The 12,121-nt window shown below is 33.0% G+C and carries 10 protein-coding genes and 1 pseudogene; 7 read left to right on the forward strand and 4 right to left on the reverse strand.

Annotated features, from left to right (window positions below):
- Position 1: 1 nt before the first annotated feature.
- From LKACC16343_RS01510 to LKACC16343_RS01520, 3 genes are all read left to right on the forward strand, one after another.
- Entirely contained in the window at positions 2-352 is a 351-nt protein-coding gene (locus tag LKACC16343_RS01510; protein WP_056952453.1) for a cyclophilin-like fold protein, read from the forward strand.
- A 13-nt stretch (positions 353-365) separates the two neighbouring features.
- A complete protein-coding gene (locus LKACC16343_RS01515) occupies positions 366-1,025 on the forward strand; it encodes an NAD(P)H-binding protein (RefSeq protein ID WP_056952451.1) in 660 nt (219 codons plus the stop codon).
- A gap of 105 nt (positions 1,026-1,130) precedes the next feature.
- Entirely contained in the window at positions 1,131-1,664 is a 534-nt protein-coding gene (locus LKACC16343_RS01520; protein ID WP_056952449.1) for a TetR/AcrR family transcriptional regulator, read from the forward strand.
- Here the strand turns inward: LKACC16343_RS01520 and LKACC16343_RS01525 are convergent.
- Positions 1,653-2,486 (reverse strand): N-acyl homoserine lactonase family protein, encoded by an 834-nt coding sequence (locus LKACC16343_RS01525; RefSeq protein WP_056952447.1) that lies wholly within the window; start codon positions 2,484-2,486, stop codon positions 1,653-1,655. The genes LKACC16343_RS01520 and LKACC16343_RS01525 overlap by 12 nt on opposite strands.
- Positions 2,487-2,842: 356 nt before the next feature.
- On the opposite strand from LKACC16343_RS01525, the gene LKACC16343_RS01530 reads away from it, so the two are divergent.
- Positions 2,843-5,569: an HAD-IC family P-type ATPase gene (locus LKACC16343_RS01530; RefSeq protein WP_056952445.1), complete on the forward strand. Its 2,727-nt coding sequence runs from the start codon at positions 2,843-2,845 to the stop codon at positions 5,567-5,569.
- Positions 5,570-5,598: 29 nt separating this feature from the next.
- On the opposite strand, the gene LKACC16343_RS01535 is transcribed toward LKACC16343_RS01530, so the two are convergent.
- Positions 5,599-6,507, reverse strand: coding sequence for a LysR family transcriptional regulator (locus LKACC16343_RS01535; RefSeq protein WP_056952443.1), 909 nt, complete (start codon positions 6,505-6,507; stop codon positions 5,599-5,601).
- Positions 6,508-6,666: 159 nt separating this feature from the next.
- Here LKACC16343_RS01535 and LKACC16343_RS01540 point away from each other — a divergent pair, with 159 nt between their 5' ends.
- Together LKACC16343_RS01540 and LKACC16343_RS01545 are read left to right on the forward strand one after the other, a co-directional pair.
- Entirely contained in the window at positions 6,667-7,014 is a 348-nt protein-coding gene (locus LKACC16343_RS01540; RefSeq protein ID WP_056952441.1) for a YbhB/YbcL family Raf kinase inhibitor-like protein, read from the forward strand.
- A gap of 14 nt (positions 7,015-7,028) precedes the next feature.
- Positions 7,029-7,777 (forward strand): annotated as a pseudogene (locus LKACC16343_RS01545) (SDR family NAD(P)-dependent oxidoreductase).
- Between the two features lie 17 nt (positions 7,778-7,794).
- On the opposite strand, the gene LKACC16343_RS01550 reads toward LKACC16343_RS01545, so the two are convergent.
- Both LKACC16343_RS01550 and LKACC16343_RS01555 read right to left on the reverse strand, forming a co-directional pair.
- Positions 7,795-9,396 (reverse strand): ATP-binding cassette domain-containing protein, encoded by a 1,602-nt coding sequence (locus LKACC16343_RS01550; protein ID WP_056952439.1) that lies wholly within the window; start codon positions 9,394-9,396, stop codon positions 7,795-7,797.
- Positions 9,397-9,578: 182 nt separating this feature from the next.
- Positions 9,579-9,758 carry a hypothetical protein gene (locus tag LKACC16343_RS01555; protein WP_056952438.1) on the reverse strand — a complete coding sequence of 60 codons (180 nt, stop codon included), beginning with the start codon at positions 9,756-9,758 and terminating at the stop codon, positions 9,579-9,581.
- A 180-nt stretch (positions 9,759-9,938) separates the two neighbouring features.
- Here LKACC16343_RS01555 and LKACC16343_RS01560 point away from each other — a divergent pair, with 180 nt between their 5' ends.
- Positions 9,939-11,999 carry a class III lanthionine synthetase LanKC N-terminal domain-containing protein gene (locus tag LKACC16343_RS01560; RefSeq protein ID WP_056952436.1) on the forward strand — a complete coding sequence of 687 codons (2,061 nt, stop codon included), beginning with the start codon at positions 9,939-9,941 and terminating at the stop codon, positions 11,997-11,999.
- Positions 12,000-12,121 lie beyond the last annotated feature (122 nt).

The following is a 12,121-nucleotide window of genomic DNA, read 5'->3' on the forward strand; positions in this document are numbered from 1 at the left end:
AATGACAAAAGTAAAATTAATTATTAATAATCAAGAATTGACTGCCAATTTTGACGACAACGATACATCTAGAGCCATCATGACTCATTTTCCATTAAAAGTATCAATGATGAACCTTTACTCACGTGAAATGACTTATCGTTTTAAGACAGCTTTGCCTGCCAAGAAAGCCAAAACTAGCGGTTATGAAGTAGGTGATATTGCCTATTGGGCACCACGCCATAGCTTTGTCATCTTTTACAAACAGACCGGCGAAGTAATCGGCGATTTACAAAAGATTGGTCATATTAAAGATGACATCTCCTTCTTTAATCAATTGGGAGATACCGATATAGAATTCTCTATAGAATAGGAGAGAACATCATATGAAAAAAGTATTGATTTTAGGAGCTTACGGTAAGATTGCTCGTATTGTAGAGAAAAGGCTTCTAGATAACCCCGATTATCAATTAACTTTGATTTTAAGACACGCTAATCGTTTGGATTCTTTAAAGAATCACAATAATGTAACCGTAATTGAAGGGGATGTCAGCAACAAAGACCTTTTGACAAAGATAATTGCTGGTCAAGATCTAGTTTATGCCAACCTCAATGGTCAAATGGAACAATGGGCACAAAACATTGTTTTCGCAATGCAACAAAATTCAGTAACACAGTTAATCTGGATAACTGGCTCTGGACTTTATCACGAAGTGCCTGATCCTTTTGGTTCATGGGTTGAAAATTATGTTGGACACGCTTCAAAAGAAGACACGAGACGTGCCGCCAAGATTATTGAAAGTAGTCAACTATCATATACCATTATCCGTGCTGCCTATATGACTGATGATGCTGAAATTGATTATGAACTAACTAAAAAAGGCGAAACCTTTAAGGGAACTATGATTTCCAGAAGTAGCATCGCTGACTTTGTTATTAAAATCATTAATGATCCTGAGAAATATCAACGTGAAAGTTTTGGTATCAGTAAACCTGGTACAGATAATATGCTTCATCATATTCGAGAGATTGAACACGATCTCTAATCATCAAAAAATCCTTACAGAATAATTGTAAGGATTTTTTATATTGCTTTGTTTTTTCCAAAACAGTAAGGTGGTTTTAGAAGTTAAAATCAGAAAGGTAAACAAATGACTGAAGATTTGAGAGTAATTAAAACAATTCGAGATATCCAAAATGGATTTATTCAAGTATTACAGGATAAAACTTTTGAAAAAATTACGGTGAATGACATATGTACTGCCAGTCTAGTTGGTCGCAGTACCTTTTACCATCACTATCAGGATAAGTATGATCTGTTAGCGCAAATGAATCATAATCAGACTGAAAAATTCAATGATCTTCTTTCTGACAGGATAGAACAATTAAGTCAGGATGAACTGTTACTTAATCTATACAACAGTCTTATTCCAGATAGTAAAGTAATCACTACACTGGTAGAAATATCTGATGTTAAGGATAATTTAAAAGCTACTTATTTTAAACTTTTGAAACAGTATTTTGTTAAAGTGTCATCACAGATTAAAATAGAAGTTCCAAATGATTTTTTGAGCGACTTTTATGCTAATAGTGCTTTAACAGCGATTCTTTGGTCACTCAAACATGGTCATCAAGAAGAAATTTCCAAATTCATGAATGGATTAGTTAAAAAATCAATAGGGTAGTTCTATGATTTGAGAATCAACTTTAGGATCATGGTTAGCAATTGCGGCTATACACCTTTTACTATGAGCTTGTTCGCAAATCCAACCTAAGGAAGTTATGGCATCCTTTCGACTAGTACAGATACCTGGTGTCAGCATTTCTTCCCATGAACGGGCAGCATATCCAGTATCTGCTGCTAAAAGGACATATTTACCATCATTGCCTTTAACCATAGTTGCCGACATTCCTGTGGCGTGACCTGGCGTATGGATTTGTATAATGCTCCCATCACCAAAAAGATCAAAACTTTCACCAAAGGGACCAATATCAGAATGATCATACTTGTAGGTCTGCACATTAACCCCTTTCCATTCGTGAGGTAAGTAAACCATTGGTAAACGATTAGCAATTCCCCATTCTGGTTGTGATACAAGAATATTTTTAGCATTCTTAACTTGCTTCAGGCCACTGACATGATCGCAATGTAAGTGACTCAACAGTAAATAATCTATGTCTGAAGGTTTATAACCAAGTTTTTGAAGACGTTCATCAACTGACCAGCCTTGGGGAAGATAACCGGTATTGATTTGTACCTGTGGTCCTAATTCTTTCCAGTTACTCTGTCTAACCAACTTGTTCCAACCCGTATCGATTAGAATCAGTCCTTTAGGATGTTCAATTAGATAGCTAGAAACGGGTAACACAACTTGATTCTTTTCTGAACGGAATAAACCGGTAAAAGCTAAAGGATTACGATATTGACCATTAAAGGGTAAAGCCTTGTCCACTTTTACTAGTCCTGTATGTAATATATGAATTTTAATTGATTGTTTGTTAGTCACTTTAAATACCTCGATTAATTGATGTCATCATCATACAAATTAAAACTCGCTTTGAATACAAGCAGATTTATCAAATCTGACAGATAAGAGACATTCTGAATAATTGTGTTTCATAACAAACAGATTTAGGCTATTTGATTAAATGAAACAATTATTAAGGAAGATATATTTTGATCATTAGAATTTTATTAGTTACTTATTAACACTATTAAGATAAAATATTATATATTAATCATATAAGGAACAGTTAATTAGTTTTTAAATACTGTACTGAAAGGGATGTGAGAAAATTGGTCTTTCTAACTTTGATTAAATATCAAAATACATCAGATAGATATAATTAGGAGAAATATTAAATGCTAGATGAAAATTCGTACCAAAACGATGAAGAATCCCAAGCGGATCTTCCCCCGAGTCACAGGGAAAAAATTTGGAAATTAAACGAAACACAATTACACAAGATATACGGAACTGACCTTGAAAATGGGTTAACTGCTATTGAAGCTGAAAAGCGCCTCAAAGAGAATGGTAAAAATGAGTTAGAAGCCAAGAAAGTTTCTAAATTCGTTCAATTCATTAAGCAATTCAACAATAGTATCATCTATATTTTGGCCGCCGCAGCTATTATGACTTTCTTAATGCACCGTTACTCCGATTCAGTTGTTATCGGACTTGTTATTATAGCCAATGCAATCATCGGTTATATTCAGGAACAGCAAGCCGGTAATGCTCTAGAAAAAATTCGAGAAATGCTGGTCTCTAAGAACTTTGTCTTCAGAGATGGCGAGAAATTAGAATTAGATGCTCGTGACTTAGTTGTTGGAGATTTAGTCAACCTAGAAGCCGGAGATGCTGTTCCAGCTGATATGCGACTAATCTCCGCCGATAACTTAAGTATCCAAGAATCTGTTTTAACTGGTGAGACTAATCCAGTTAATAAGATTGAAGAATCAATGGATCAGGACAAGTTACCCTTGGCCGAACGTCAAAATATGGTCTTTGCTTCAACTGCTGTTACCAGTGGTTCTGGTCTAGGTATTGTTATTGCTACTGCCGGTGATACCGAAATTGGTAAAATTCAAGATTCCGTTGAAACAGTTAAAGAGAAACCAACACCACTAATGCGTAACTTGAACTCATTGGGCTTCGGTTTGTCAGTTGCCATTGTAATTACTGCGGTACTCTTGTTCGTGGTTGGGTACTTCCTTGATACTTATAGCTTACCAACCTTATTGATCTCAGTTATCACTATGGTCGTTGGTTCTATGCCTGAAGGATTGCCTGCAAGTACTTCAGTTGTTTTAGCTATGGGAACACGTAAGATGACTAAGCGTAAGGTAATTGTTAAGTCATTACCCGCTGTTGAAACTTTAGGTGCCGTTGATATCGTTAATACTGATAAGACAGGTACTCTAACTAAAAATGGAATGACTGTTAAAAAAGCTGTCACGGCAGAACATACTTTTAGTATTACTGGTGTCGGTTATGATGCTAACGGTAGTCTTGATTTCGATGGTGAATTGGAATTAGGTACTAAAAAATATGACTGGCAAAAAGATGAAGGTATGAAATGGTTAGTCAATATTGCTGGTCAAACTACCGATGCTCAATTACATTTTGAAAATAATCGTTGGGAACTAACTGGTGAACCGACCGATGGCGCCTTAACTACACTTTATCGTAAGTTGACAGGTAAAGACCCTGAAGTAAATGAAATTGATTCATTACCATTTGATTCAGCCTTTCGATATTCAGCTCGATTAGTCGATTTTGAAAATCAAAGGATTCTCATGGTTAAAGGTTCACCAACAACTATCATCAATGCTTCTAAACAGGGAACTGATGAGAATTATTGGAATGAAAAAATCACGGAACTATCAACTGACGGTCTTAGAGTTGTAGCTTTAGCCTATAAAACAGTTGATTCATCTGTCGACAGCATTTCTAAGGATCTTATTGAAAACCTTAATATGGCAGGGATGGTTGGAATCATCGACCCACCTCGTGAGGAAGCTAGAAAATCAATTCATGAATTAAGAATGGCCGGTATAAAGGTCAAGATGATCACCGGTGACCATCCTGATACAGCTTCTGCCATTGCTAAAAAGTTAGACCTAGATTCCGTTGTTAAGGCTATTACTGGTCCAGAAATTGACGCTATGTCTGATGAAGAATTAAAAGATAAGATTGACGACTATAATGTCTTTGCACGAACAACTCCTGCTAATAAATTACGTATTGTTAGAGCTCAACAGGCTAATGATCACGTTGTCTCCATGACAGGGGATGGTGTCAATGATGCACCAGCCTTGAAACAAGCAGATATTGGCGTTGCTATGGGTATCAAGGGTACCGAAGTTGCTAAGGAATCAGCTAACATGGTTCTAGCCGATGATGATTTCTCCGATATCGTTGTAGCCGTACGTGAAGGACGCCATGTCTTCGATAACATTCGTAAAACAATTCGTTTCTTATTACCAACTAGTTTTGCTGAAGGTTTAATTGTTGTTATCAGTATTTTAATGGGACAAGAATTACCACTTTATCCAGCACAGTTACTTTGGATCAATATGGTTTCAGCTTTAACGATTCAATTTGCGTTCATCTTTGAACCACCAGAAGCCGGAATTATGGCACGTGGTCCGAGAAATGTTAAAGCAGGGCTGTTAACCAAATTAGATACCTTCGAAATAGTTTATGTTTCTCTATTGATTTCCGGATTAGGTATCTGGGCCTTCGATTTCTTAACTGGTAAAGGTTTGCCAGCAATCGTAGGTAGTACAATGGCATTGAACATCATTATTTTTGGTAAGATCTTCTATCTATTCAATTTGAGAAATGATCATCCGGTCGTTTCTAAATACTTCTTCCAAAATAAGATGGCATTCATAATCGTTGCAATCCTAATCGTTCTACAGTTAGGAATTATCTACTTGCCATTTATGCAATCAATTTTTGAAACAACTAATATTAATTTCTACTACGGCTGGTTTATCCCAATCATGGCTGGTGTTATTGTTCTAGCCATTACTGAATTAGGTAAATTCATTCGCTTTAGAGTTTTGAAAAAAGCAATTCACTAACAAAAAATCACTCTCAATTTTATCTATTTTTAGATTGAGGGTGATTTTTTCTGTAATAATCGTGTTATCTTCATTAAAAATTCTTCAACATTGCTACCAGGTAACTTTGTAGTCAGAATACCATAGGGCACATGAACATCAGTCTTTAACGGTATTGAAACAAGATTAGGGTGGATACTCTTCCATGGTGTTACTGTGATCAGAGGAATATTTTCTTCAACTGCTTGATTGAAGGTATTCATATCATACCGACCAATGGTTTCTACTACTTTAATCTGTGGATACTTATCATTGATTATTTTTCGTAGTTGATCGTTAGTATCACTAATTCCCATTGGCACACTTAATAAAGATTTTCCCTTGAGATCGTCAAATGTTATTTCACTTAACCTTGCCAAGGGATTATCACTTCTTACAGCAATACCAAAATCATATTCTCCCAATGGAAGAGCCTTGAACGATTGTTTCAAAGTTGCATTATCAAATGTTCCTACTATTAAGTCGCAACTTTTTCCTAGCATAGCGTATTCACGGTTTTTTGATTGCATATCTTCTTGTAACTGCACAATTCGGACCTGAAAATCCGACATTTGTGTGGTTATTTTTTTCCAAATATCCATAAAAGGTTCCGCCGGATGCAAAATCGAAGTCCCCACGGTAATAATATTTTGTCCTGAAAGGGATGCTTTTCTAGTTTCTTCGACGGCCGTATCCAATAAACTTAGAATCTGTTTGACATAAGGTAAAAATCTTTCGCCCTCAACCGTCAATTCGGTTCCGGTGGCTTTACGTATGAAAAGTGTCAGATTCAATTCACTCTCTAAACGATTAATCTGTTTCATGACTGCTGTTCCCGAAATAAAACTTTGTTCGCCAGCCTTGGTGAAACTACCATACTGACTAACTCTAACAAATGTTTGTAGTTGTGTAATATCCATTATTGTAGTTGTCCTCCACGGTCAGTATAAACCTATAGTTGATAGTACATCGATTATTAAATTTTTCAAATATCTATTGATCCTTATATACTAGTAATTGTGAGCAAGTAAGATAATAACGGTATAAACAAAAAGTTAAATATAAGGAGAAAATTAAATATGAAAATAACAGTTGAATTAAATAATGGTTTTCTACCTGATAAACATAGCAAGCTTTCAGATATTCCTGTTCAAAACAATATACTGAAAGATTTTAGTCGTAATTTTACTGGTCCACATGGTAAGAATACTTGGTACTTTCAGTTTTACACATTAAATGATGATTATGTGATAAATCATTATGCTGGACCAGTCCCACCGGATAAACCACACGCATATACACTTACTGTTTATGCATTAAATAAATCAACGGACTTGGAAAATGGATTTTTTTACAATCAATTTAGAGATTCACTGAAAAATAAAATCATTGATCAGCAAGAAATAAAATTATTAGCAAAAAACTAGGAAGGTAAAATGATATGAATAATTTCAATAATAAAGTAGTAATTGTTACAGGAGCAAGAACAGGCATTGGCTTGAGTGCGGCAACATTATTTGCTAAAGCAGGAGCTAACGTTATTCTAGCCAGAAGACATAAGCCAAAGAAAAAAGCACAAAGATTAACGGAACAAGGCTATTCAGCAATTTCTTTCGAATGTGACGTATCACAAGAGTCTGACGTTAAAGCCATGGTTGATTTTACAGTTAAAAAATTTGGTCACCTAGACTACGCTTATAATAATACCGGTATTCAAAGTCCAGTTACTAAAACTGAAGATTTATCTTTAGATGAATATAACAAAGTCCTAGATATTAACTTAAAGGGTATTTTCTTATCTATGAAATATGAATTAAAGCAGATGAGCAAACAATATTCTAAAGATGCAATAGTAAATTGTTCTTCCATGGAGGATTAGTTGGAACCGCCGGAAGAACTGCTTATCACGCTTCTAAACACGGTGTTTTGGGATTAACTAAGAGTAGTGTTCTGGAATATGCTAAAGATGGAATTAGAATAAATGATGTTTGCCCTGATATTATTCATACACCGATGGTTGATCGTATGGATGAAACTGAAAAGGGTGAAATGGATGATCTTATTAGAGAAATTCTAATTGGCAGGCTAGCTCATCCTGAAGAAGTGGTTCAAGTAGTTTTATTCTTATGCAGTGATGCTGCTAGTTACGCAATTAGACAAGATAAAAATTTTCAAGTTATATATTATTGAGGACACAGTTTAATCAATCAGTTAAGCTCAATATGCTTATTGAACATATTGAGAATTTTCTTATCAGTACTATGGGTAATGACGAATAGTGTCAGATTGGGACGATTCGTCAATAGACGCATCACATCTTCGGCTCTACTTTTATCCAGAGCTGAAGTCCCTTCATCCACAATTAACATGACTTTCTTCCTAATAAAAAAGCGTGCCAAGGAGATTCGTTGCATTTCTCCACCTGAGAGTACATTACTAGTTTTACCTATTTTAGTATCCAAACCATCTGGTAGTGAAGATATCTTGTCAAATAATTGAGCACTACGTAATGACTTCAGCACATCAGCATGACTGAACTTGTTATCATATAGAGTTATATTATTTACAATACTGTCATTGAAAATATGATAATATTGTGGTTGTATCCCAATTACATTTAGTAATGAATGATTACTTAGAGATGAATATCTATAATTGTTTAAAGTTAAAGAACCATTGTAATTTTTTAAATGACCGCTTAATAAATTAATTAAAGTAGTTTTCCCACTTCCGCTTGGCCCAGTAATCAAAACTTTATCTCCATATTCAACGTGAAAATCGGGATATTTAATAGTTTTCCCATTCTTAAAGGTATATGACAAATCATGAGCCGTAATTGTCTTTACATCGTTGAAAGTTATTTTAGTGCTATTACTATCATATGAATAAGGACTTATTGCCCTTTTCAATTTATCTCGTAATCCTGTTCCTGATTGTAAAAGAATAATACTGTTAGTCGCTATTGAAACAGCTCCAAAGAGTTGAAAGGCTAAATTTCCTGCACTCATTACAACCCCCAGGGAAACAACCCCATGGATAGCCAAAATACCTGCTAAAGAAATAATAGATGCTTGTGAAAGTATATTGATAAAAGCACCAAATTGAATTGCTGTTTGTTGAGCCCGCTTTTGATCAACATAGGAATTCTCTAAATCATCAAAGGCTGGTCTAGAATGTTTCCAGAGTTGGATAATAGCATTATTCCACAATAGATCTTGAGAGCCAGCAAACCAATCATTAAGAGTTTTAAGGAGATCATTGTTACATTCCGAAATTTTCTTAGTTGTCTTTTGAAGACGATGGCCGACTAATTTTGGAGACATTATTAAACAGATTATCATAATAATTGATAATAAAAAAAGGGACCAATGCAAAATAATTAAAGCAGTTGATGCGAAAAGAATTCCAAAAATACAATTAAATAACTTAAAAAATCCCTGTAAATATTGTTGATCATAAAGTAAGATATCACTGGTTAACAAATTAATTGATTTATCAGTAGAAATTTTATCACTAAAGGACTTGATAATCTGATTATCAATATATTTATTACGAATACGGTGATTTTCTCGTTGAATCAAAATCTCCTCTAATACATTTTTATAGTATCCAGTCATCCAGAAAAGTAAATAAAGAAGAATCATAATCACCAGCTTTTTAATAAATAAATTTAGTTTATGAGCCACAATTGCATTAATTGCATAAATTAATATTAAATTGGAGCTAGTTTGGATAGCACTGGAAATTATTGCTAAAAAGATAACTAATACGGTCATTTTGCGGTGGTTGTCCATCATTGTCTTAATCATAGTAACATTAACCTCATTTAACAGATTTTGAATTATATATTTTTTCTAATCATGAATAGAAATGCTATTAAATAATTATTTTAACGACTTATTATAAGAACAAGGTCCATAATCCACAATAAAGCAGTTGTGAATTATGGACCTTTAATTTAATGATTAAAACAAATATATGTGTACAAAGATTAGCAATCTACAGTATTCTCACAAAAAATAGAATCATAAAGTTTCTTATCTGGGGTGTTTGTTATTTTGATTCTCTGACCTTTATCACTCATATCAGGTAATAAGGTTAAAATAATTCTACATGAATTTTCATTGTCTTTGATAACTTCTTGCTTTTCAGTTAATAATTTATTTGTCATCTTTAAGTATCTCCTAATTCTTTAATAAGTTAAATAATCAAACAAAAATAATAGAAAATATCTTCCATTTGATTATTTAATACTGATTATAATCAGTGTAATCAAATAATAAAGCATTTTACTTTATAAAAGAATTTATTCAAGATATTATCTGGGTAAAAAGCAAGGGAGAATCAAGCCATGAAACATTTTTACTCACCTAAGAAATTAGTAAATTACAACATGTATAGTTCCCAATTTTTTACTTATGTAAGTTTTAAAGAACAAAACATAAGGGATGATTTTTGGAAAATTCATATTTCTAGCAACATAAAAGAGTATCCTGATATATTAAAAATAGTTATACCTGAACTCGTTAATAGGAAAATTAATTTTAAATTTATTAACGAGTTTAAGAATGTACAATTGTTCCTAAGTGATCGCATCCCTGAAGCACAACTAGGAAAACTAATTACAATCTATCCGAAAAATTTAAATGAATCTAAATTTCTTTTGGAGTTTTTAGATAACAAATTAAAAAAATATGCAGGCCCACAAATATTGACAGATTGCTCGTACAAATCGTCTAAAAATGTTTTTTATCGTTATGGACAAATTAAACTAAACACAAAGGATGGAAATATAATATTTGGTCCAGACGGTGAAGAATTCATTGATGACAGAAAGCCATATTTTCATTTGCCAAGTTGGATCAAGGATCCATTTCAGGATTCGGCATATTTTGAAGGTGGGAGATTATTAAAAAAATATCTGCTTAATGGAATTATTAAGAAATCGAATTATGGAAATGTCTATATTGGTAAATCACGATTTAATAATGAACAAGTTGTTGTCAAACAGGCTCGAAAATATATTGATAATCAAGGAAAATTAAGAAATCGCGAGAACGAATATCAATTATCAATACTTTTAAGAAAGAAGGGATTTTTAAATGGTCCAATTCCGATAGAAAGAATTGAAGAAAAGTTTTCCTTATTTTTCATTTATAAAAATAAAACTAATGGCTCATTATCAGGGTTTCAAGCAAATAAAGGGCCATCTGTTGCTGAAAATAAAAGTAAGGCATTAATAAATATATTAGCAATCGAACGCTCATTACTAGTCAATATAAAAAGAGTTCATCTATTAGGGTACGAAAATATTGATATCTCCGATAAGAACATTGGATGGGACGAAAAAAATACATACCTATTAGATCTTGATTCTTTGAAACGAATTCCAAGTAAAGATTACTCTAAGGTTCCAATATATTGGTTAACTTCATTTGAAAAAGACAGCAATGCGTTAAAAGATATTCGACGAGCTGGACTACTATTCATGTATTTATTTGGTGATTTCAATTTTCTCGCATCATCAACCGATGATATTTATAAAGCTCTTTATATGATGTTAGAAAGATGCTTTGAAATGAGAATCAATCCTCAAGTATTGACCTTTTTGGTATACATTATGACATCTAAGAACCCAACTATAAATAAAAGTATCCTTTTATTAGATGATGCCATAAACACACTAAAAAATGATACAGCGGATTATAACCCAGAAAAAGCTTTAGAAGATATCGTATATAATTCGATAAAGAATGAAAAAATTCTTCTTGGATCCAATCAAGTTTTATTATTCAAATTAATGAATAATATTTCTGAAAGAACTTTGATTGAGTATATTAAAAATGAATCACTAGGCGATTTAAGTATCGGTTTAAATGGTATATCAGGTTATTTGTTGTTAATTAGTGAATTCCCAGAAGATAAAAAACTAATAGCTTGTAAAAATCGATTAATAAGGGAAATTTTAGACAGAAAAGTTAGCTTCCAGGGGAAAACAAATCTATTATCATACTCTGATTATTTAAAAATATCCCCATACCTTTTTGATGGCGTTAGTGGTTTCTTATTTGCAATTTGTCATTTCAATTGTTATCAAGAAATTATTGATGAATTTGTAGATACAATTAACTCTGACTATTCAAAATCAAATGCTATTTGGAATGGTATGGGTGGACTCGCATTAACAAACTTGCTCATTTTTATTAAAAGTAATAAGTTGGACGATAAAAAGAAGTTAAAGACCATTGAGAAACAACTTTTTAATTCAATTCAATATCTTATTATAAAAAATGGTAAATTTTATTGTATAGATTTTTATTCAAATAAATTATTTACAGATAAAAATCACGGTCCAATAGATCTTTTCAAAATTATCAATGTTTTTTTCAAATTAGAAAAATACGGATTATGAGAAAACAATCTGTTGAACTTATGCGAAAAGCATTCTTGGCTATGCCTTTAAAGGACCAGTTGAGTACACTAAAGCGTGTGAAACAAAAAATCACCTGCTGTGTGGGTAGTCGTTACTTCATT

Source organism: Companilactobacillus bobalius, from assembly GCF_002179915.1.
Classification (GTDB): Bacteria; Bacillota; Bacilli; order Lactobacillales; family Lactobacillaceae; genus Companilactobacillus; species Companilactobacillus bobalius.